21 protein-coding genes are annotated in these 19,859 nt (G+C 68.4%); 10 read left to right on the top strand and 11 right to left on the bottom strand.

Going from position 1 to position 19,859, the window contains the following annotated elements:
• The 5 genes from ESD82_RS20530 to ESD82_RS20510 all read left to right on the top strand — a co-directional run bounded on the left by ESD82_RS20530 (position 1) and on the right by ESD82_RS20510 (position 5,101).
• The gene (locus tag ESD82_RS20530; protein ID WP_024844186.1) at positions 1-498 is read left to right on the top strand and encodes a hypothetical protein; all 498 of its coding nucleotides are present in this window, start codon (positions 1-3) and stop codon (positions 496-498) included.
• A complete protein-coding gene (locus tag ESD82_RS20525) occupies positions 498-1,652 on the top strand; it encodes a M20 aminoacylase family protein (RefSeq protein WP_147427497.1) in 1,155 nt (384 codons plus the stop codon). Before ESD82_RS20530 ends, ESD82_RS20525 begins: the two co-directional genes overlap by 1 nt.
• A gap of 32 nt (positions 1,653-1,684) precedes the next feature.
• Positions 1,685-2,620, top strand: a complete 936-nt coding sequence (locus ESD82_RS20520) for a LysR family transcriptional regulator (protein ID WP_024844184.1) — start codon at positions 1,685-1,687, stop codon at positions 2,618-2,620.
• Positions 2,621-2,683: 63 nt separating this feature from the next.
• Positions 2,684-3,547, top strand: coding sequence for an NAD(P)-dependent oxidoreductase (locus ESD82_RS20515; protein ID WP_024844183.1), 864 nt, complete (start codon positions 2,684-2,686; stop codon positions 3,545-3,547).
• A 9-nt stretch (positions 3,548-3,556) separates the two neighbouring features.
• Positions 3,557-5,101 (top strand): aldehyde dehydrogenase family protein, encoded by a 1,545-nt coding sequence (locus tag ESD82_RS20510; protein ID WP_036747381.1) that lies wholly within the window; start codon positions 3,557-3,559, stop codon positions 5,099-5,101.
• A 345-nt stretch (positions 5,102-5,446) separates the two neighbouring features.
• Here ESD82_RS20510 and ESD82_RS20505 read toward each other — a convergent pair whose 3' ends face one another.
• Genes ESD82_RS20505 through ESD82_RS20470 form a run of 8 tightly spaced genes read right to left on the bottom strand, consistent with a single transcriptional unit; the run spans position 5,447 to position 12,063 of the window.
• A complete protein-coding gene (locus ESD82_RS20505) occupies positions 5,447-6,655 on the bottom strand; it encodes an aspartate transaminase (protein WP_024844181.1) in 1,209 nt (402 codons plus the stop codon).
• 48 nt (positions 6,656-6,703) lie between these two features.
• The gene (locus ESD82_RS20500) at positions 6,704-7,477 is read right to left on the bottom strand and encodes an SDR family oxidoreductase (RefSeq protein WP_024844180.1); all 774 of its coding nucleotides are present in this window, start codon (positions 7,475-7,477) and stop codon (positions 6,704-6,706) included.
• A 35-nt stretch (positions 7,478-7,512) separates the two neighbouring features.
• Complete coding sequence (locus ESD82_RS20495; RefSeq protein ID WP_024844179.1) at positions 7,513-8,277, bottom strand: LamB/YcsF family protein; 765 nt, start codon at positions 8,275-8,277, stop codon at positions 7,513-7,515.
• Entirely contained in the window at positions 8,274-8,672 is a 399-nt protein-coding gene (locus ESD82_RS20490) for an HlyD family secretion protein (protein WP_024844178.1), read from the bottom strand. The genes ESD82_RS20495 and ESD82_RS20490 overlap by 4 nt, the downstream gene beginning before the upstream one ends.
• The gene (locus ESD82_RS20485) at positions 8,672-9,646 is read right to left on the bottom strand and encodes a 5-oxoprolinase subunit C family protein (RefSeq protein WP_024844177.1); all 975 of its coding nucleotides are present in this window, start codon (positions 9,644-9,646) and stop codon (positions 8,672-8,674) included. The genes ESD82_RS20490 and ESD82_RS20485 overlap by 1 nt, the downstream gene beginning before the upstream one ends.
• Positions 9,643-10,287: a 5-oxoprolinase subunit PxpB gene (gene pxpB, locus ESD82_RS20480; RefSeq protein WP_024844176.1), complete on the bottom strand. Its 645-nt coding sequence runs from the start codon at positions 10,285-10,287 to the stop codon at positions 9,643-9,645. Before pxpB ends, ESD82_RS20485 begins: the two co-directional genes overlap by 4 nt.
• Positions 10,280-11,650 (bottom strand): acetyl-CoA carboxylase biotin carboxylase subunit, encoded by a 1,371-nt coding sequence (accC, locus tag ESD82_RS20475; RefSeq protein ID WP_028710151.1) that lies wholly within the window; start codon positions 11,648-11,650, stop codon positions 10,280-10,282. The genes pxpB and accC overlap by 8 nt, the downstream gene beginning before the upstream one ends.
• A complete protein-coding gene (locus tag ESD82_RS20470) occupies positions 11,650-12,063 on the bottom strand; it encodes an acetyl-CoA carboxylase biotin carboxyl carrier protein (protein ID WP_024844174.1) in 414 nt (137 codons plus the stop codon). Before ESD82_RS20470 ends, accC begins: the two co-directional genes overlap by 1 nt.
• A gap of 223 nt (positions 12,064-12,286) precedes the next feature.
• On the opposite strand from ESD82_RS20470, the gene ESD82_RS20465 reads away from it, so the two are divergent.
• Positions 12,287-12,961 carry a 4-carboxy-4-hydroxy-2-oxoadipate aldolase/oxaloacetate decarboxylase gene (locus ESD82_RS20465; RefSeq protein ID WP_024844173.1) on the top strand — a complete coding sequence of 225 codons (675 nt, stop codon included), beginning with the start codon at positions 12,287-12,289 and terminating at the stop codon, positions 12,959-12,961.
• A gap of 46 nt (positions 12,962-13,007) precedes the next feature.
• Here ESD82_RS20465 and ESD82_RS20460 read toward each other — a convergent pair whose 3' ends face one another.
• The gene (locus ESD82_RS20460) at positions 13,008-14,036 is read right to left on the bottom strand and encodes a LacI family DNA-binding transcriptional regulator (protein ID WP_231486687.1); all 1,029 of its coding nucleotides are present in this window, start codon (positions 14,034-14,036) and stop codon (positions 13,008-13,010) included.
• A gap of 130 nt (positions 14,037-14,166) precedes the next feature.
• A complete protein-coding gene (locus ESD82_RS20455; RefSeq protein ID WP_024844171.1) occupies positions 14,167-14,958 on the bottom strand; it encodes an SDR family oxidoreductase in 792 nt (263 codons plus the stop codon).
• Positions 14,959-15,080: 122 nt separating this feature from the next.
• On the opposite strand from ESD82_RS20455, the gene ESD82_RS20450 reads away from it, so the two are divergent.
• Positions 15,081-16,028, top strand: coding sequence for a 2-hydroxyacid dehydrogenase (locus tag ESD82_RS20450; RefSeq protein ID WP_147427498.1), 948 nt, complete (start codon positions 15,081-15,083; stop codon positions 16,026-16,028).
• Between the two features lie 7 nt (positions 16,029-16,035).
• Complete coding sequence (locus ESD82_RS20445; RefSeq protein ID WP_024844169.1) at positions 16,036-17,067, top strand: L-idonate 5-dehydrogenase; 1,032 nt, start codon at positions 16,036-16,038, stop codon at positions 17,065-17,067.
• 9 nt (positions 17,068-17,076) lie between these two features.
• On the opposite strand, the gene ESD82_RS20440 is transcribed toward ESD82_RS20445, so the two are convergent.
• Positions 17,077-18,009, bottom strand: coding sequence for a LysR substrate-binding domain-containing protein (locus tag ESD82_RS20440; RefSeq protein ID WP_024844168.1), 933 nt, complete (start codon positions 18,007-18,009; stop codon positions 17,077-17,079).
• 242 nt (positions 18,010-18,251) lie between these two features.
• Between ESD82_RS20440 and ESD82_RS20435 the strand changes: the two genes are divergently transcribed.
• A complete protein-coding gene (locus ESD82_RS20435; protein ID WP_036747373.1) occupies positions 18,252-19,238 on the top strand; it encodes a TRAP transporter substrate-binding protein in 987 nt (328 codons plus the stop codon).
• 1 nt (position 19,239) lies between these two features.
• Complete coding sequence (locus ESD82_RS20430; RefSeq protein ID WP_024844166.1) at positions 19,240-19,830, top strand: TRAP transporter small permease subunit; 591 nt, start codon at positions 19,240-19,242, stop codon at positions 19,828-19,830.
• Positions 19,831-19,859: the final 29 nt, after the last annotated feature.

Here is a 19,859-nt window from a genome sequence, read left to right as displayed (position 1 = left end):
ATGAGCAAGACCGCTGACAACCTGCCCCTGGGCAATGAGGAACTGGACGAGCGCCGGATTCGCATCGGCGAAACCGCGATCCTGCTGCTGATCGCCTGCGTCATCGGCACGATCTCGAACTATGTCTCGACCGGCATCGGCGCGCTCGAAGCCCTGCCGGGGATGGGCTTCCTGTATCTCTGCTCGGTCGTCGGGCTGATGCTGGCCCGGTTCGTGCCGTTTTACCTGCCGGCCGTCGCCTGGGTGTCGCTGATCGCCATCGTCGCCACGATCCCCGGCGTTCCCGGTTCGGGCTGGGTGGTGCAACAGGCCGACAAGATCAACTTCCTGTCGCTGGCCACGCCGGCCCTGGCCTATGGCGGTCTTGCGCTGTCGGCCAAGGAGTTCGACATCGCCAGGCGCTCGGGCTGGAAGATCGTCATCGTCGCCATCTGCGTCATGCTGGGCACCTATCTGGGCTCGGTGGTGATCGCCGACCTGGCGCTGAGGTTCTTCTGATGCGCGACCTGCCGGCACAGGTGGTGGCCGATGCGATCGATTGGCGCAGGCGGTTGCACCGCAATCCCGAACTGGGGTTCCAGGAACACGAGACCGCCGGCTTCATCGCCGGGCAGCTTGCCGGTTTCGGCTATGAGGTCCGGCGCGGCATCGGCCGGACCGGGGTGGTCGGCAGCCTGACCAAAGGCAATGGCAACCGCGCCATCGGCATTCGCGCCGATATCGACGCCCTGCCGATCACCGAGACCAGCGGCGCCGAATGGGCCTCGGGCAATCCCGGCCGGGCGCATGCCTGCGGCCATGACGGCCATACGGCGGTGGCGCTGGCCGCCGCCCGCCTGCTGGCCGATATGCCCTTCGAAGGCACGCTCCGCTTCATCTTCCAGCCCGCCGAGGAGAACGAGGGCGGCGGGCGGGCCATGGTCGAGGACGGGCTGTTTCGCGACTGCCCGGTCGATGCTGTCTATGCGCTGCACAACTGGCCCGGCCTGCCGCTCGGCACGCTGGTTGCGCGCGACCGCGAGATGATGGTGGCCTTCGGCACCTTCGAGATCCGGCTTGCCGGCAAGGGGGCGCATGGCGCCATGCCGCACGAGGGGGCGGATACGCTGCTCGCCGCCTCGCAGCTGGTGTCGGCGCTGCAATCCATCGCGGCGCGCAATGTCAGCCCGCTGGACAGCGCGGTCGTGTCGGTGACGCAGATCCATGGCGGCGATGCCTGGAACGTCCTGCCGGAAACCGCCGTCATCCGCGGCACGACCCGCTGGTTCGATCCGGCGGTCGGCGACCTGATCGAGGCGCGGCTGCGCAAGCTGGCCGCATCGGTCGCCGAAGGGTTCGGCTGCACGGCCGAGATCGTCTATGAACGGCGCTATCCCTCGACCCTGAATACCCCGGAAAACGCTGCCCTGGTGCGCAAGGTCGCGGCGGCGGGCGGGCTTTCGGTCGTCGACGCCCCGCCCAGCATGGCGGCCGAGGATTTCGCCTTCATGCTGAACGAGCTGCCCGGCTGCTATTTCTGGATGGGCGCGGGCCGCGAGGCCGGCGACAATCCCGGCCTGCATTCGCCGCGCTTCGATTTCAACGATGCGCTGATCCCGCTGGCCGTCGGCTTCTGGCTGGACCTGGCGGCGGCCGAGCTTCGCGCGCCTTGACTCGCGAGGCGGACGGTCCTCATCGTGAGGCGATGATGACCCTCGACCGCCGCGACATCCGCATCTATCTGGCCGTGCATCGCCATGGCTCGATCCGCGCCGCCAGCGACCAGCTTGGGCTGGCGCCCTCGGTGGTGTCGCGCCAGATCGCCGATATCGAGGCGCAGCTGGGCGTGACCCTGTTCGAGCGCAGCTCGAAAGGCGTGCGCCTGACCGATGCCGGCAACCTGGTGCTGGAACATGCCCGCCACGTCGTCGAGGAGGCGGGCTTCCTTCAGGAACAGCTTGCCGATCTGCGCGGCATCCAGCAGCGCAACATCCGCATCCATTGCGGCGAGGGGTTCCTGGCGGATTTCATCCGGAATGGCCTGGCCGGATTCATGTCGCACAGCCCGCATGTGCGCTACGAATTGCTGATCGGCTCGACGGATGCGGTCGTCGCGGCGCTGGCCAATGGCGAAAGCGACATCGGCATCGCCTACAACCCGCCGGTGACGGGATCGGTGCGCAGCATCGTTTCGGCCGGCCATCCGCTTTGCGTGGTGATGCCGCCCGGCCATGCCCTGGCCGGCCTGCCGCAGGTCCGGCTGGCCGATTGCCTGGACTATCCCCTGGCGCTGCTGCCCAGGGGGCATGGCACCACCGACCTGCTGGCACGGGTCGCCTCGGACAGCGGGCTGGCGCTGGCGCCGCAGCTGATGACCACCTCGATCGACGCGCTGCGCCGCTTCGTGACCACAGGGCTGGGGCTGGCCTTCCTGCCCCGGGCCTCGGTCGCCATGGACCTGGCCGAGGGCGCGGCGGTGGTGCGCGAACTGGCCGACCTGGCGCTTCTGGGGGCGACGGCGCATCTGATGGTGCGGGCGCGGCGGCGGCTGCCCGCATCCGTGGCGCAACTGGCCGGACATCTGGAACGCAGCATGGCCAGCTTTGCCGATGTTCCGCTGGGGGCAACACCTCGTTCGTGATCCGACCGCTAGCGCCGATGCCCCGGTTGCGGAAACTGTCATGCATCAACAGAAGAGGATCACATGACAGAAACATCCACCGTCGGCATCGTGGGCCTGGGCGCGATGGGCCTTGGCATGGCAGCCTCTGCTGTCAGGGCCGGCTTCCGCACCCTGGGATTCGACCTGTCACCTGAACGGCTGGCGCAGGCGCGCGCCGAAGGCGTCGAGCCGGCGGGCGATCTGGCCCAGGTCTTTGCCGCCGATCGCGTGGTCTTCTCGCTGCCGACGGCGCGCGATGTCGCGGGCGTCATCGACCAGGTCTCGGGGGTTCTCGAGGGACGTTCTCGGGTCGTCGTCATCGACACCTCGACCTCGGAACCCGCGGTGACGCGGGCGCTGGCGGCCCGGCTGGCGGCGATGGGGCACGGTTTCCTGGACGCGCCCGTCTCGGGCGGGCCGGCCGGCGCGGCCAAGGGCGCGCTGACCATGATGATCGGCGGTTCCGCCGCAGACCTGGCCGATGCCCGGCCCGTCATCGAGGCGCTGTCGGCCAGGGCGATCCATGTCGGCGACAGCGGTGCGGGCAATGTGGCCAAGCTGGTCAACAACCTGCTTTGCGCCGCCCATATGCTGACCACGGCCGAGGGGCTGCGCCTGGCCGAGGCGGCGGGCATTCCCGCGCAATCGGTGCTGGAGGTGCTGAACGCCGCTTCCGGGCGGACCATGCTCAGCGAGGTGCATTTCCCGGCCTGGGTGATGAACGGCGCCTTCAACAGCGGCTTTACCATGGCGCTGATGCAAAAGGACGTGCGGCTGGCGCGGCAGCTGGCCGAGGAATGCGGCGCCCGGCTGCCGCTGACCGAGAAGGCCGCGCAGCTTTGGGCCGATGCGCCCTATGCCGGCGACGACGACTTTACCCGCATGGGCGATTTCCGGGCGAAATGAGGTAACGACATGAACGTGACGACAATCGACGCCGCCGAACAGGCCGACCGGATCCTGACGCTCTATCGCGAGATCTTTCCGGGCGCCGACATCGGCAGCCTGATCGGCGGCGAGATCCTGCCCGGCTCGGGGGCGCAGTTGGAGCTGACCGACCCGGCCTCGGGCCAGGTCTTCGCCCGCTATGCCGATGCCGGCGCGGCCGAGATCGACGCCGCCATGGACGCAGCGGCGCGCGCGCAGCGCGAATGGATGGCGATGCCCGCCGCCGCGCGTGGCCGGATCATGTGGGCCATCGCCGGCCAGATCCGCGCCCATGCCCCCCTGATCGCCGAGATCGAAAGCCGTTCGGCCGGACGCCCGATCCGCGACATCCGCGGCGAGGCGCTGCGCGTGGCCGAGATGTTCGAATATTACGCCGGCTGGTGCGACAAGCTTTACGGCGACGTGATCCCGGTGCCGTCGAGCCATCTGAACTATACCCGCCACGAGCCGATCGGCGTGGTCATGCAGATCACCCCCTGGAACGCGCCGCTGTTCACCGGCGGCTGGCAGATCGCGCCCGCCATCTGCGCCGGCAACGGCGTGGTGATCAAGCCCTCGGAACTGACGCCGCTGTCCACGCTGATCCTGGGCCGGATGTGCGAGTTGGGCGGCGCGCCGCGCGGGCTGGTCAATGTCATCGCCGGGGCCGGGCCGACGGCCGGGCAGGCCGGCGTCACCCATCCCCGGACGGGGCTGGTGGTCTTTGTCGGCTCGGCGCAGGCGGGCGCGGCCATCGCCGCGGCGGCGGCAAGGAACACCGTGCCCTGCGTGCTGGAGCTTGGCGGCAAGTCGGCCAATATCGTCTTTCCCGACGCCGACCTGCCGCGCGCGATCATCGGCGCGCAGGCGGCGATCTTTGCCGGGGCGGGGCAGAGCTGCGTTGCCGGCTCGCGCCTGCTGGTGCATCGCAGCATCAAGGAGCGTTTCGTCGCCGCCTATGCCGAGGCGGCCGGGCGCATCGCGCTGGGCCATCCCTTCGACGAGGCGACCCATGTCGGCCCGATCAACAACCGGCGGCAGTGGCAAAAGATCTCCGAGATGGTCGGCGCCGGCGTGACCGAGGGGGCGCGCATTGCTGCCGGCGGCGGACGGCCGGCGTCGTTCGAGGCGACCGGCGGTTTCTACTTCGCGCCGACGATCCTGGATGACGTAACCCCGCAGATGAGCGTCGCACGCGAGGAAATCTTCGGCCCCGTCGTATCGGTCCTGACCTTCGACAGCGAAGAGGAGGCCGTCGCGCTGGCCAATGACAATCCCTATGGCCTTGCCGGGGCGGTCTGGACCGCCGATGTCGGCCGGGCGCATCGCATGGCGGCGGCGGTCCGCGCCGGCACCTTCTGGGTGAACGGCTACAAGACGATCAATGTCTGCTCGCCCTTCGGCGGCTTCGGCCGCTCGGGTTACGGCCGCTCTTCGGGGCAGGAGGCGCTGCTGGCCTATACCCAGACGAAAAGCGTCTGGGTCGAGACCGCGGCCGAACCGCCGGCGAGTTTCGGCTACGCGCCCGGCTGATCGGAAAAAGCCCAAGACATCACGACGCCGCGCAGCCCGCAAGAATCGCGGGCTGCACAAGCGGTATCGATCTGCAGGCCGCAAGCGGGTGGGCGGCTGCGCCTGCTGCTCGCCCGGGGCTCGAAACCATGCCGCAACTGTGATCCCTTCAAGCCGAAGCCGCGGCATCGCCATCCGGAATGCCGCTGCCGGCAAGCCGCGCAGCCGTATCGGCGATGCGGCAATCGCCCCAAGCACCGGGGAAGGTGGTCGGATCGGCCCGTGCAATCGCGCGGGCCGGGGACGCGTTCCTCGACCGCTTCAGCGAGCAATCGCCGCCGGAATGCCGGCCGGTGATCCCTGTCCTCAGTCCAAGGCCGCGCAGGCCTGGGCGATGGCGGCGCAGGCCTGTTCGATGACCTCCATCGAGGTCGCGGTCGAGATGCGGAAATAGGGTTCGAGCCCGTATGCCCCGCCATGGACCGAGGCGACGCCTGCCGCCTCCAGAAGATACAGGCTGAAGTCCAGGTCGTTCCTGATCGTCCTGCCGTCCGGCGTCTTCTTGCCGATCAGGCCGGCGCAGCTGGGATAGAGGTAGAAGGCGCCGTCCGGCAGGCGGCAGGCAAGGCCGGGGATGGCATTGATCAGCGCATGGGCGCGGTCGCGCCGCTGGCGATAGACCGCCACGGCCTCGTCGACCGAATGCTGGTCCGAGGTCAGGGCCGCAGCGGCGGCTGCCTGGCTGATCGAGGAGGGGCAGGACGACATCTGCGATTGCAGCTTGTTGATCGCATCGATCAGCGCCAGCGGCCCGACGCCATAGCCGATCCGCCAGCCGGTCATCGCGTAGGACTTGGAGACGCCGTTGACGACCAGGGCCTGCGGCTTCAGCTCGGGCAGGACGGTCAGGATGCTGCAGGGCTCGAAATCGGCGAACCAGATTCGGTCGTAGATCTCGTCGCAAAGCACCATCACATGCGGATGGCGCAGCAGCACCTGTCCCAGCGCCCGCAGCTCGTCGGCGCCATAGGCGGCGCCGGTGGGGTTCGAGGGCGAGTTCAGGATCACCCAGCGGGTGTTGGCGGTGATCGCGGCCTCCAGCACCTCGGGGGTCAGCTTGAAGCCGACCTCCTCGCCGCAGGGAACGACGACCGGGGTGCCGCCATTGGCGATGACCATGTCGGGATAGGACACCCAATAGGGCGCCGGGACGATGACCTCGTCCCCGGGCTCGACGGTGGCCATCAGCGCCACGAACAGCACCTGCTTGGCGCCGCCGCCGACGCAGATCTCGTTCAATTCGCAGTCGATGCCCAGCCGCGTCGCGAAGTCGCGCTGGATGGCCTTGCGCAGCGCGACCGTGCCGTTGACCGGGGTGTATTTCGTCTCGCCCCCTTCCATCGCCCGGATGGCGGCGGCCTTGATGTGGTCGGGCGTGTCGAAATCGGGCTCGCCCACGGTGAGGTTGAGGATCCTGCGTCCCTCGGCCTGCAGGTCGCGGACCTTCTGCGCGGCGGCGGTGCTGGGCGAGACGCGGATGCTGGTGACGCGCGAGGCCAGTTTGATGTTGCTCAAGGCAATCTCCATCGGTGCGGATTGTTCGGATGCCGGCGGGGCGGCGCGTTACTTGTTGCCGGTCAGGATCACGTCGTCGCCCACGCGCTTTGCGGTGCGCAGGCCGCCGGGGACCTGCAGCGTCGGCAGCAGCTCGATCAGGTTGATGTTGACATATTGCGGCGTCCCGACCGCATATTCCACGGCATCGGCGATGTCCGAGACCTGCGGCATCTCGAAGCCTTCGTAATATTTGCGTTTCGCCTCGGCGGGGTCGATCTTCTCGACCTTGGCGAAGATGTCGGTCTCGACCCGGCCGGGGCTGATCTCGGTCACCCGGACGCGGCGGCCGAAGGCATCGACCCGCAACTGGCGCGAGACGGTATGCATCGCCGCCTTGGTGGCGTGATAGGCGATATGGCCGCCGAACTCGTAATGCCCGGCCATCGAGGTGATGTTGACGATATGGCCGCGGTCGCGCGCCATCATGCCCGGCAGCAGCAACCGGGCCAGGTGCAGGGCGGCGCGCAGGTTGACGTCGATCTGCTCGTCGATGTCGAAGGCGCTGGAGGTAAGGATGCTGCCGGGCCGCGACACGCCGGCATTGTTCACCAGCACGTCGATTTCCAGATCCTTCACCAGCGCGGTCACGGCCTCGGTGTCGGAAACGTCCACCGCATGCGGGATGACGCCGCATCGGTCCGCCAGTTCCTGCAGCTTGTCGGCGTTGCGGGCCAGGGCGTGGACGGTCAGCCCCTTGGCGCGCAGCCGCTCGGCGATGGCCCAGCCCATTCCGCCCGAGGCGCCCGTCACCAATGCCGTCTTGTAATCCGAAAATGCCATGGTTCTGTCTTTCTTCTCGTGAATGGGCCGGGGGGTCAGATGTGGCGGGTCAGCGGCGCGATGGTCGCGCCGCCCGCCGTGATGCCTTCGCGCAGCCGCCGCGTCAGTTCGACCGCGCCCGCCGTGTCGGAATGGACCAGGACGGACTGCACCGGCATCGGGATGACCTGGCCCTCCACCGTGTCGACCTGCCGGTCGCGGATGACCCGCATGACGCGGGCCACGACCAGCTCGGCATCATGGATGACCGCCCCCGGCTGGCTGCGGGGGGCAAGCTGGCCGCTGGCCAGATAGCCGCGGTCGGCCAGGAACAGGCGGACCACGTTGCCGCCCATCTCCAGCGCGGCCTTTTCCAGGGCGCTGCCCGGCAGGACCAGGAAGGCGATCTCGGGGTCGAAGGCCATGGCCGCGCGCGCCACTGCCGCCGCGATGGCGGGATCGGAGCTGGCGAGATTGCCAAGCGCGCCATGCGGATTCATGTGGGTGATGCGATGCCCGGCGCGGCCCGCCAGCCCGGCCAGCGCGCCCAGCTGGTAAAGCACATGGCATTCCAGTTCCGGCAGGTCCATGTCCATCCGCCGCCGCCCGAAGCCCATGCGGTCGGGAAAGCTGACATGCGCGCCCAGATCGACGCCATGCTCCCTGGCCAGCCGGATCGTGCGGTCCATGATGACCGGATCGCCGGCATGGTAGCCGCAGGCCACGTTGGCCGAGCTGATCTGCGCCATCAGCGCCTCGTCATCGGCGATGCGATAGGGGCCGAAGCCCTCTCCCATGTCCGAGTTGATGTCGATGATCATGGCTTGGTCTCCAATGTCAGGACGGTGTCACCGTGGCCGAACAGGGTGCCGGGTTCCGGGATCTGCGACGCGATGGTGCCATCCGCCGGGGCGATGACGGGGGCGCGGACGGCGCCTTGCGCGACATAGCCCAGAAGCTCGCCGGTGCGGACGGCGTGGCCGGGCGCAAGGGCGGGCAGGCCGTCGTCGCTGCCGCGCGGCAGGAAGCGGCCGATATCGGGGCTGCGCGCGGCTGCGGTCGCCGTCGCGGGCTGCGCCGGGGTTATGGCGGACGGTGCGGGTCCGGCCGGCAGGACCAGGCGCAGGAACATGTCCCCGCCCTCGATCTCCAGCGCGCCGACGCCATGCGCGCGCATCGCGTCCAGAAGCCGGGTAAGGTCTTGCTTGTCGAACATCACTGCCATCCCCCCTGCCGGACGCGGAATGCTTCCAGCTCGGCGCGGATTCCGGCCAGGCTTTGCTGCTGCACCCTTGCGGCCTCGGCCGCCTCGGCCGGCGTCACCCGGCGAAAACGCAGGCGGTCGCCGGGCCGCGCCTGCGCGATGCGCCACAGGTCGGGTTCGATGACCGCCGCGATCTTGGGATAGCCGCCCATGGTCGCGGAATCGGCCAGCTGGATGATCGGCTGCCCGCCACCCGGCACCTGCACGATCCCCGGCGCGATCCCGTGCGAGCGCAATTCGCCCGACGCGGCATAGGCCAGCGGCTCGCCCTCCAGCCGATAGCCCTGGCGGTTGCTTTGCTGGCTGACCGCATAGGGCGTGGTCCAGAACGCTTCGCGCGAGGCCGGGGCGAAACTCCCGTGCTCGGCCGAGGGCAGGGCGCGCAATTCGATCTCTGCGACCCCGGGGGCACGCAGCGCGGGCATGGTCAGGCTGAACCCCGCAAGCGGCAGCGGCGCGGTATCCGCCGCGGCGTGCAGCAGGTCGCCGGCGGCAAGGACGCGGCCTTCCAGCCCGCCGAAACCCTCGCGCAGCTGCGTGCTGCGCGAGCCCAGCACCGCCGGCACGTCGATCCCGCCGGGCAGGGCCAGATAGGTGCGGGCGCCCGAGGCCATCGGGCCAAGCTCCAGCACCTCGCCCTCGTCCGCCATGCCCGCCCAGACCCGCGGCAGCGGCCGGCCGGCCAGCGTCGCGCCGCAGGCCGCGCCCGCCAGCGCGAATGCGCCGGCCTGCCGGAACCGGAACCGTGCCGGGGTCAGCGGGATTTCCAGCGTCGCGGCATCCTCGTCATTGCCCAGCATCATGTTGGCGATGCCATGCGACAGGGCGTCCATGACCCCGGCGCGACCAAGCCCTTGCGACCAGTAGCCGTCGCGTCCCAGATCCTGCACCGTCGCGCCCGGCGGAATGAAAAGAGCCTCGATCATGCCTTGACCTCGACGGGGTTGAAGCGGATCCGGTCGCCGGGCCGCAGCAGCGCGGCGGGGCTGCATTCGGGGTCGAAGAAGGACAGGCCGGTGCTGCCGATGGTGTTCCAGCCGCTGGGGCCGGCCGAGGCCGAGACCCCGGTCTGCAGCCCCGCCAGCGACAGCGACCCGCCCGGCAGCCGGGGCAGCGGCACCTTGCGGCGCGGTGTTTCCAGCCGGGGATCCAGGCCGCCCAGATAGCAATAGCCGGCATGGCTGCCGACCGCATAGACCGTGTATTCCGGCGCGGCATGCAGGCGCACCACCTTGTCCACCGGCAGGCCGGTCATCTCGGCGACCTCGGCCAGATGCGGGCCGTCATAGGCCATGTCGATGGCCAGAAGCCGGCCCTCGACCTGCTTGCGGATGCCGCTTTCCCACAGCGCGGTCAGGTCCTTCTCGATCCGGTCGAGTTCGATCGGGACATGGTCCAGAAGCAGGGTGACATTGGTCATGCCGGGCACGGCTTCGCGCACGCCCTTCCAGGTGGCGGCCTCGTCGGCGACGGCCCAGATACGCTGCTGGTTGGCGAGGTCGAAGGGGCAGGAGGGCTGGAACAGCACCGCCCGGCTGCCGATCATGGAAAGCTTCGCGTCAGGCATGGCGGGATTTCCGGGTTTCGAGCCAGTGTTCGAGATGGTGGATGCTGACCCCCCCGGCCGAGAAGCCGGGCTCTGCCAGCATCTGCCGGTGCAGGGGGATATTGGTCGAGACGCCTTCCACCCGCGCCTCGGCCAGCGCGGTGCGGGCGCGGGCCAGCGCCTCGTCGCGGTCGGCGCCATGGGCGATGATCTTGCCGATCATCGAATCGTAGCTCGCCGGGATCTCCGAACCGGCGCCGACATGGGTATCCATGCGGATGCCCGGCCCGCCCGGCACGTGCATCGCCGTGATCCGGCCGGGGCTGGGGGCGAAGCTCTGCGGATCCTCGGCATTGATCCGGCATTCGATGGCATGGCCCAGGCTGCGCACCTGGTCCTGGGTGATCGGCAGCGGCTTGCCGCGCGCCACGTCGATCTGCATGGCCAGGATGTCCAGCCCGGTGACCATTTCCGTCACCGGGTGCTCGACCTGGATGCGGGTGTTCATCTCGATGAAATAGAACCGCCCGTCCTCGTAGAGGAATTCGAAGGTGCCGGCGCCGACATAGCCGATCCGGCGGCAGGAGGCGGCGCAGCGTTCGCCGATTTCCGCGATCAGCGCCCGGTCGATGCCCGGCGCCGGCGCCTCTTCGATCAGCTTCTGGTGGCGGCGCTGCATCGAGCAGTCGCGGTCGCCCAGCCACAGCGCATGTCCATGTGCATCGGCAAGAACCTGGATCTCCACATGGCGCGGCCTTTCGAGGAATTTCTCGATATAGATGTCGGCATTGCCGAAGAAGCGGCCGGCCTCTTGCCGGGTGACCATGAAGGCATCGGCCAGCTCGGATTCGGTCCGCACGACGCGCATGCCGCGCCCGCCGCCGCCGCCGGCCGCCTTCAGGATGACGGGATAGCCGATCCCGGCGGCGATCCGGCCGATCTCGTCGGGATCGTCCGGCAGCACGCTGTCCGGGCCGGGCACGCAGGGCACGCCGGCGGCGATCATGGCGCGCTTGGCCTCGACCTTGTCGCCCATCATCCGCATGACCGAGGCGCTGGGTCCGACCAGCCGCCGGCCCGCGGTCTCGACGGCCTCGGCGAATTCCGGGCGTTCGGAGAGGAAACCATAGCCGGGATGGATCAGGCCCGCGCCGCTGGCCTCGGCCGCGGCCAGAAGCGCGGGGATGTTCAGATAGCTCTTGGCGGCGGGTGCGGGCCCGATGCAGATCGCCTGATCGGCCAGGTGCAGCCAGGCGGCGTCGCGATCCGCCTCGGAATGCGCGCAGACGACGCGCAGGCCAAGCCGGCGGCAGGCGCGGATGATGCGCAGGGCGATCTCGCCCCGGTTGGCGACCAGCAGGCAGTCCATGTCGATCGCGGCCATCAGCGGATCCTCATCAGCGGCGCGCCCGCCTCGACCGTCGCGCCGTCTCCGACCATGATGGCCTCGACGGTGCCTGCTTGGGGCGCGGGGATGGCGGTCATCATCTTCATCGCCTCGATGACGCAGATCGTCTGGCCGGCCTCGACGCGGGCGCCGACCTCGACAAAGGCCGTCCCGCCGGATTCGGGGCGCAGGTGGCACAGGCCCGCCAGCGGGGCGGTGACGGCATCTGCCTCGGGCGCCGCTGGGGCGGCCTGCGCCGCCTCGATGGCGGGTTGCGCGGGCAGGGGGGCGTCGCCCGCGCCGCGGCGGATGGTGATCCGGTGCCCCTCGGCCGAAAAGGCGAACTCGGCCAGATGGTTTTCGGCGGCCCATTCCATCCCCGAGATGATGGAGTCGATGGTGATCGGCATGCGAAGGGCGTTGTCCCTGTGCGAAGTTGCGTTCTCTTGCGATTGGTAGCACCGCCGCTTCGCAATGATGTCAGAGCGGTTTCGCATGACCCGTCCGGGGGCATCGCGAAACCCGATCACATCAGATGCAGACGCTCTTATGCCTGCGCCCCGCGTTCTTCCTATGCTTCCGGCCGATCACCGCCGGCCCCGGCCGCGGCATTCCAGCAAGGAGGAGCACGACGTGCCCCATATCATCACCAGGATCGAACGTGCCGCGCCGGCGGATGTGGCCGCCCTGTCGAAATTCGGCAGCGCCACGATTCACGAGGCGCAGGGCCGGCTGGGCGCGCTGAGCGCGCGCCTGAAGCCCGTCGACCGCGCCATGTCGGTCTGCGGCCCCGCCTTCACCGTGCAAAGCGCGCCGCGCGACAACATCATGCTGCAACTGGCGATCCATTACGCCCAGCCCGGCGATGTCGTCATCGTCTCGGCCGGGGAATACGAGGAGGCGGGGTGCTTCGGCGACGTGCTGGCCAATGCCTGCCTGGCCAAGGGCATCGCCGGCGTGGTCACCGATACCGGGGTGCGCGACACGCAGGAACTGATCCGGCTGGGCCTGCCGGTGTTCTCGCTGAGCGTCTGCATCAAGGGCACGGTCAAGGAAACCCTGGGCCAGATCAACGGCGACATCGTCATCGGCGGGCAGGTGGTGCGGCCGGGCGACGTGATCCGCGGCGATGCCGACGGCCTGGTGGTGGTGCGCCGCGAGGATGCCGCCGAGGTGGCGCGCAAATCCGCTGCCCGCGAAGCGGACGAGGCCGGCTATATCGAGGCCTACAAATCGGGCCGGACGGTGATCGATGTCTGCAATCTTGAGGCGGTGCTGAAGGCCAAGGGCCTGACCACCGATCTTTGACGAGATCTTGCTGAGGATGCGCCCCGCGCCCTGCCGCGGTGCGGGATCAGGCCGATGATTCCCGTACGATCAGGTCGGTCTGGATTTCGATCCGGGCCGGCGCCGCGTCGGAATCCTGCCGCAGCAGGGCGACGATCAGATCCGCGGCCTTGCTGCCGATGCTGCCGGCATGGACATCGATCGTGGTCAGGCGGGGTACGCTGATCCTGCCGATCTCGTAATTGCCGAAGCCGGCCACCGCCAGGTCGCCAGGGATGCCGATGCCCCGCCTCTGGCATTCCGAGATCACCCCGAAAGCCACCAGATCCGAGACGCAGACCACTGCCCGGGTCTCCGGCTGGCTGTCCAGCAAGGCCCCGAGCGCCTGCGCCCCTTCGGCCATGCCGACCGGGGCGGTGCCGGCGGGAACCAGCCGCGTGTCGTCCAGCCCGTGGCGGCGCATCGCCTCGACAAAGCCGCGGCGGCGCTGGCCGCCGCGCGGATCGCGCGGCGATTCACCACCGATGAAGGCGATGTCGCGATAGCCCGAGGCGACCAGGTGATCCACCAGCCTGCCGATGCAGGCGGTGTTGGAAAAGCCCACGACATGCCGGATCGGCTGAGCGGGCAGGTCCCAGATTTCGATCACCGGGATCCGTGTCGCGCGCAGCATCTGCCGCGTCCTGCGCGTGTAGTCGCCCACCGTCAGGACGAGCGCCTCGGGCTTGCGGCGCAGCAGCTGGCCGATCAGCCTTTCCTCTTCCTCGGGGTCGTATTCGGTATTGGCCAGCAGGATCTGCAAGCCGTTCCGCGACAGCCCGCGTGAGAGCTGCCGCACGGTTTCCGCGAAATTCGCGTTATTGATCGAGGGGACGGTGACCGCCACGAAGCCGGAGCGGTTCTGCCGGAGGCTGGCGGCGGTCGCGTCGAAGACATAGCCCAGTTCCTCGGCCTTGGCCAGAATCCGGGCGCGTGTCTGCGGGTTGACGCCCTCGTCGCCGCGAAACGCCCGCGAGACGGTCATCGCGGAAACGCCGACCGCCTTGGCGATATCCGCCATCTTCACGGTTCCGCTGTGAAATCCGTCCCTGCTCATGCCGCCACATGCCCCTGCCGAAAGGGCAGGCTAGACGCTGCGGGATGCGGCCACAACACCCCGGCGGCATGGGACAGGAGGCCGCGGCAGGCCGTCCGCCGCCCGCCCGGCATGACGGGATGACGCAAGCCTAGAGCGAGACACTGATCGCCCCGTCCACATAGAGCGTGTGCCCGTTCACGAAGCTCGATGCGTCCGAGGACAGGAAGACGCAGGCCCCCACCAGTTCCTCGACCAGGCCCCAGCGCCCGGCAGGGGTGCGCTTTTCCAGCCAGGCCGAGAAATCGGGGTCCGCGACCAGCGCGGCGTTCAGCGGCGTGTCGAAATATCCCGGCGCGATGGCGTTGCATTGCAGCCCGTGGCGGGCCCAGTCCGTGGCCATGCCCTTGGTCAGGTTGCCGACGGCGCCCTTGGTGGCGGTATAGGGGGCGATGCCCGGCCGCGCCAATGCGGTCTGGACCGAGCAGATGTTGACGATCTTGCCGCGGCCGCGCCGGATCATGTGCCGCGCCACCGCCTGCCCGACATGGAAGACCGAGGCGATATTGGTCTGCAGCAGGGCCTCGAACCGGTCGGCCGGGAAATCTTCCAGCGCCGTGCGATGCTGCATGCCGGCATTGTTGACCAGGATGTCGATGGGGCCGACCGAGGCTTCGAAATCGTCGATGGCGGCGCGGACCTCGTCATGGCGGGTCACGTCGAAGGGCAGGGCCCGGATCTCGGCCTCGGGCAGTTCCGCCTGCAAGGCGGCGCGCGCCTCCTCCAGCCGTTTCGGATCCCGACCGTTCAGCACCACTGCGGCACCGCTTTTCGCCAGCCCCCGTGCCAGCGCATGGCCGATGCCCTGCGACGACCCCGTGACCAGCGCGCGGCGGCCCGCCAGCCCGAACAGGCTTTCAACAAATCCATTCGTCCCGGCCATCCCGTTCCTCCGTTTGGGTCTCGACAAATCCGTTCGACTCGTGTTTTGTTATCGATAACTATCCGAGTCAAGGGCCCGCTGAAAGGGCGACCGGAAAATCCCGCACCATAATGGAGAACACGATGAGCAAGCCGGTGGTCCTGCAGATGGGGGCCTATCCCGAATGGAACGAAGTCCCGCTGAGCGCGCAATACGATCTGCGCCGTTATTTCGAGGCCGCGGACAAGGAGGCCTTCCTGGCCGAATGCGGCGCCGAGGTGCGGGCCATCGCCACCCGCGGCGAGCTGGGGGCCAGTCGCAAGATCATCGAGGCCTGCCCGAATCTCGAACTGATCTCGATCTATGGCGTGGGCTTCGACGCGGTCGATCTGGAAGCCTGCCGCGAGCGGGGGATTCAGGTGACGAACACGCCCGACGTGCTGACCGGGGACGTGGCCGATCTGGGTGTCGCGATGATGCTGGCCGTCGCGCGCGGCATCGTCGGCGCTGAAGCCTGGGTGCGGGGCGGCCAGTGGGCGGCCAAGGGCAATTATCCGCTGCAGCGCCGCATCTGGGGCAAGAAGGCCGGTATCCTGGGGCTGGGCCGGATCGGCTTCGAGATCGCGCAGCGTTTGCGCGGCTTTGGCATGGATATCGCCTATTCCGACGTCGCGGCCAAGGACTATGCCGCCGATCTGACCTTCATCGCCGATCCGGTCGCGCTGGCGCGGCATTCGGAGTTCCTGTTCGTCGCCCTGGCGGCCTCGGGCCAGACCCGGCACATCGTCAATCGCGAGGTGATCGAGGCGCTTGGCCCCGAGGGCGTGCTGGTCAATGTCTCGCGTGCCTCCAACATCGACGAGGCGGCGCTGATCGCCGCGTTGCAGGACGGCCGGCTGGGCGCGGCGGCGCTGGATGTTTTCGATAACGAACCCCAGATCGACCCGCGCTTCCTGGAGCTGCCGAACGTGCTCTTGCAGCCGCATCAGGCCTCGGGCACCGTCGAGACCCGCAAGGCGATGGGCGAACTGGTCCGCAACAACCTGGCGGCGCATTTCGCCGGCCAGCCCCTGCTTACCCCGGTTGTCTGAGGCCGTCATGAAAGCGATTGTCATCCACGCCGCCAAGGATCTGCGCATCGAGGAACGCGAGCCCGAGGCGCTTGGCCCGGGACAGGTGCGCATCCGCCTTGCGGCCGGCGGGGTCTGCGGATCGGACCTGCATTACTACAACCATGGCGGCTTCGGGGCGGTGCGGCTGCGCGAGCCGATGATCCTGGGCCATGAGGTCTCCGGCCATGTGGTCGAATGCGCGCCGGACGTGGCGGGGCTCGTTCCCGGCGATCTGGTCGCCGTCTCGCCCTCGCGCCCTTGCGGGGGCTGCGGCTATTGCCGCGAGGGGCTGCCCAACCATTGCGAGAACATGCGCTTCTACGGCTCGGCCATGCCGTTCCCGCATATCCAGGGCGCGTTCCGGCAGGAACTGGTGGCGGATGCCGCGCAATGCGTGCTGGCCAACGGCCTGACGCCGGGCGAGGCGGCGATGGCCGAACCGCTGGCGGTCACGCTGCACGCCGCGCGCCGGGCCGGCGAGCTGCTGGGCAAGCGCGTGCTGGTCACCGGCTGCGGGCCCATCGGCCTGTTGTCGATCCTGTCGGCGCGGCTGGCGGGCGCGGGCGAGATCGTCGCCACGGACCTGTCGGATTTCACGCTGGCGATGGCGCGGAAATGCGGTGCGGACGCGGTCGTCAACATGGGCACGGCGCCCGACGGCCTGTCGCCCTTTGCCGCCGGCAAGGGCGGGTTCGACGTGCTGTTCGAATGCACGGGTGTTGCCGCGGCCATCGCGCCGGCCATCGCGGCCATGCGGCCGCGCGGCGTGGTCGTCCAGCTTGGGCTGGGCGGCGACATGCCGCTGCCGATGACGGCGATCACCGCCAAGGAGCTGGACCTGCGCGGCTCCTTCCGCTTCCACCCGGAATTCGCGACCGGCGTCCAGGCCATGCTGGCGGGTCGGATCGACGTCAAGCCGCTGATTACCCACGAGATCGCCCTGGACGAGGCCGAAACGGCGTTCCGGCTGGCCTCGGACCGTTCGGCGGCGATCAAGGCGCAGATCCTCTTCGCCTGAGCCGAGGCCTCAGCCTTGGCCTGAACCGGAGGCCGCCGGGGACCGCGCCGCCTCGGTCGCCAGCCGCACCAGATGATCGCGCACCACGGCGGCTGCTTCCGAAAGCGGCAGCTGAGCCGAGACGCAGATCGCCATCGCGACCTTCATGTTGGGGCGGCGGATGCGGTAGCTTCGGGCACCCGCGACGCGGCGCTGCACGGCCTGCGCCGCCGATGCGGGCAGGATGGTGCAGCCCAGCCCCTCGGCCAGCGCGTTCGACAGGTAGGAAATCGACTCGGTCTCGGCGACGACCTGGGCGCTGGTCCCGACGCGCGACAGGGTGGTCTCGATCACCTGGCGGACGGTGTGGATCGGGCTTGGCAGGATCAGCGGCTGGGACACGGCCTCGGCGAACGAGATCTCGCCATCCTCCGGTTCGGCGATCTGCGTTCCGATGAAATGCAGTTCTTCCGTCGAGATCGGCTCGAAGCTGAGGCTGGGGATCTTGCCGGGATCGAAGATCAGCGCGATGTCCGTCTTGCCGGTCATGATCTGTTCGCTGATCACGCCGCCGCCGACTGCCTCATTGGCATAAAGCAGGATGCCCGGGTGCTTTTCGCGGATGGTCCGCATCAGCTGCGTCGCCACCAGCGAACCCAGGCCCAGCGGCGCGAACACGACGCTGACCGCGCCGGTAATCTCCTCGGAGGAGGTGGCGATGTCCTGCTCGGCCTGGTTCATCTGCCGGATGATCATCTGGCAATGGCGATACAGAACCTTGCCCGCCTCGGTCGGGATGACGCCGCGCTTCGAGCGCAGCAGAAGCGGCTTGCCGAAATGGGTTTCCAGCGCGGCGATCTGCTGGCTCAGTGCCGGCTGGGCGATGTGCAGGATCGCCGAGGCGCGGGTGATGCTGCCGATGTCCACGATCTTCATGAAGGCGTAAAGCCTGCGTATGTCCATGATAACATTTCCCTGAGGCGCGATTCTTCCGGCCGCGGCGGCCATTCTATTGGGTCGGCGCCTGCTGCGCACCGATGTATAAGCATTCGCGATCATGTCAGACCGAACTGTTCTTTTCGCGGCGACGGCCCGGTCGCTAGGGTGGCAGGTGCAACGGTCACAAAACTGCAAAACGGTCGCTCCGCAGCGATATGCCGTTGGTCCGGCTCGCTTGCGGTAAGCGCCAGGATAGGGAGAGATTGATGTTCCTCAAGCCGATCGCGTTGGGGGCTGCGGCTGCGCTTGCCCTTGCAAGCGCCGCTGTGGCGCAAACCCGGCTCAGCTTGTCCGAAGTGCTGCCGGACGGCAATTTCATGACGGAAAACGCCAAGAGATTCGCGGAGGCCGTCAAGGAGGCCACCGATGGCGAGGTCGTCATCAATGTCGCCTCCTCGGGGTCGCTGGGCTTCAAGGGGCCCGACCAGCTGGGTGCGGTTCGCGACGGGCTTGCCGACATGGCCGATATCAACATCAGCCAGCAGGTCGGGATGAACCCGCTGTTCGGCGCCGAGGGCGTGCCCTTCCTTGTCGAGTCGATGGAGGAACTGAAGGAATACCACGCCTTCCTGCGTCCCGAGTTCGAGAAGCTGGCCGAGCAATACAACCAGAAGATCCTCTATATGGTGCCGTCGCCGGCCCAGTATGTCTATCTGAAGACCCAGATCGACGATATCGGCGACTTCCGCGGCATCACGGTGCGCGGCGCCGACAAGAACACCGTCGATATCGTCAGCAGCCTTGGCATGGACGGCATCGCCATGCCCTGGGGCGAACTCTTGCCGGCGCTGGCCTCGGGCCGGGTCAGCGGCGTTGCGACCTCGGCCAGCTCGGGCGTGGACGGCAAGTTCTGGGAATTTCTCAGCCATATCTATCCGACCAACCATACCTGGGGGTCGAACGCGGTGACGATCAATCTCGAGTCCTGGAGCAGGCTCACGCCGGAACAGCAGGCCGCCATCGAGAAGGTCGCGGCCGAGCTTGAGCCGCAATTCTGGGAAAGCTCGCTTGAGAGCGACAAGAACAGCATCGAGATCATGACCGGCCACGGCATGCGGCTGGTCGAGCTTTCGGACGAGCTGAAGGCCCAGATCGCCGAGAAAGCCAAGCAGGTTCAGGCAGAGTTCTTCAGCCGCGTTCCCGCCGCCAAGCCGATCGCCGATGCCTATCTCGCGTCGAAAGGCGGCAACTGAGATGGCCGGAGAGCAGCATGTCGCCTCCGAGGCCGTCGCTGAACGCGGTGCTGTCGCTGCCCTGCAAAGGGCGGCGGACTTTGCCTCGCTGGTCGCGGCCTGGCTTGCCGGTCTCTGTGTCCTGGGCCTGACCCTGCTCGTGCTGATCGACACCGCGATGGCGTTGATCAGCCGTTATGTCCCGTCCTTTCCCACGGGCACCGGGATCGGCTGGGAATACAGCGCCTATCTGATGGGCGCGGCCTTCCTGCTCGGCTCGGGCATGACGCTGCGCGCGGGCCTGCAACTGCGGGTAGAGCTGCTGCTGTCGATGGGCAAGGGCCGCTACGCCCGGATGTTCGAGATATTCGCTGCCATCCTCGGCTCTGTTGTCACGCTTCCCCTGGCGGTCTGGCTTGCGCAGTTCACGCATCGCACCTGGAGCTATGGCGAGGTTTCCCAGGACAGTTTCACGCCGCTGTGGATCCCGCAGCTGGTGCTGACCATCGGCGCGGCCGTGCTGGCCTTGCAGATGGTTGCCCGACTCGTCACCGCCATCAGCGGCAACACTGTCGACAAACCCAGCCTCGGTGCCGCGAGCGCCATCGAGTAAGCCACCGCGCCCCTGCGCGCGAAACCAGG

This window comes from Paracoccus pantotrophus (assembly GCF_008824185.1).
GTDB lineage: Bacteria > Pseudomonadota > Alphaproteobacteria > Rhodobacterales > Rhodobacteraceae > Paracoccus > Paracoccus pantotrophus.
This window is presented reverse-complemented; position numbering and strand designations above follow the sequence as displayed.

What these genes read in the sequence shown, in the direction of transcription:
- ESD82_RS20500 (WP_024844180.1), bottom strand. Translation starts at nt 7,477, where the DNA reads ATGGCATTTTCGGATTACAAGACGGCATTGGTGACGGGCGCCTCGGGC.
- ESD82_RS20520 (WP_024844184.1), top strand. Translation starts at nt 1,685, where the DNA reads ATGATGACCCTCGACCGCCGCGACATCCGCATCTATCTGGCCGTGCAT.
- ESD82_RS20495 (WP_024844179.1), bottom strand. Translation starts at nt 8,277, where the DNA reads ATGATCATCGACATCAACTCGGACATGGGAGAGGGCTTCGGCCCCTAT.
- ESD82_RS20440 (WP_024844168.1), bottom strand. Translation starts at nt 18,009, where the DNA reads ATGGACATACGCAGGCTTTACGCCTTCATGAAGATCGTGGACATCGGC.
- pxpB (WP_024844176.1), bottom strand. Translation starts at nt 10,287, where the DNA reads ATGCCTGACGCGAAGCTTTCCATGATCGGCAGCCGGGCGGTGCTGTTC.
- ESD82_RS20470 (WP_024844174.1), bottom strand. Translation starts at nt 12,063, where the DNA reads ATGCCGATCACCATCGACTCCATCATCTCGGGGATGGAATGGGCCGCC.
- ESD82_RS20525 (WP_147427497.1), top strand. Translation starts at nt 498, where the DNA reads ATGCGCGACCTGCCGGCACAGGTGGTGGCCGATGCGATCGATTGGCGC.
- ESD82_RS20485 (WP_024844177.1), bottom strand. Translation starts at nt 9,646, where the DNA reads ATGATCGAGGCTCTTTTCATTCCGCCGGGCGCGACGGTGCAGGATCTG.
- ESD82_RS20435 (WP_036747373.1), top strand. Translation starts at nt 18,252, where the DNA reads ATGTTCCTCAAGCCGATCGCGTTGGGGGCTGCGGCTGCGCTTGCCCTT.
- ESD82_RS20490 (WP_024844178.1), bottom strand. Translation starts at nt 8,672, where the DNA reads ATGTTCGACAAGCAAGACCTTACCCGGCTTCTGGACGCGATGCGCGCG.
- ESD82_RS20455 (WP_024844171.1), bottom strand. Translation starts at nt 14,958, where the DNA reads ATGGCCGGGACGAATGGATTTGTTGAAAGCCTGTTCGGGCTGGCGGGC.
- ESD82_RS20510 (WP_036747381.1), top strand. Translation starts at nt 3,557, where the DNA reads ATGAACGTGACGACAATCGACGCCGCCGAACAGGCCGACCGGATCCTG.
- ESD82_RS20515 (WP_024844183.1), top strand. Translation starts at nt 2,684, where the DNA reads ATGACAGAAACATCCACCGTCGGCATCGTGGGCCTGGGCGCGATGGGC.
- ESD82_RS20450 (WP_147427498.1), top strand. Translation starts at nt 15,081, where the DNA reads ATGAGCAAGCCGGTGGTCCTGCAGATGGGGGCCTATCCCGAATGGAAC.
- accC (WP_028710151.1), bottom strand. Translation starts at nt 11,650, where the DNA reads ATGGCCGCGATCGACATGGACTGCCTGCTGGTCGCCAACCGGGGCGAG.
- ESD82_RS20460 (WP_231486687.1), bottom strand. Translation starts at nt 14,036, where the DNA reads ATGAGCAGGGACGGATTTCACAGCGGAACCGTGAAGATGGCGGATATC.
- ESD82_RS20445 (WP_024844169.1), top strand. Translation starts at nt 16,036, where the DNA reads ATGAAAGCGATTGTCATCCACGCCGCCAAGGATCTGCGCATCGAGGAA.
- ESD82_RS20530 (WP_024844186.1), top strand. Translation starts at nt 1, where the DNA reads ATGAGCAAGACCGCTGACAACCTGCCCCTGGGCAATGAGGAACTGGAC.
- ESD82_RS20430 (WP_024844166.1), top strand. Translation starts at nt 19,240, where the DNA reads ATGGCCGGAGAGCAGCATGTCGCCTCCGAGGCCGTCGCTGAACGCGGT.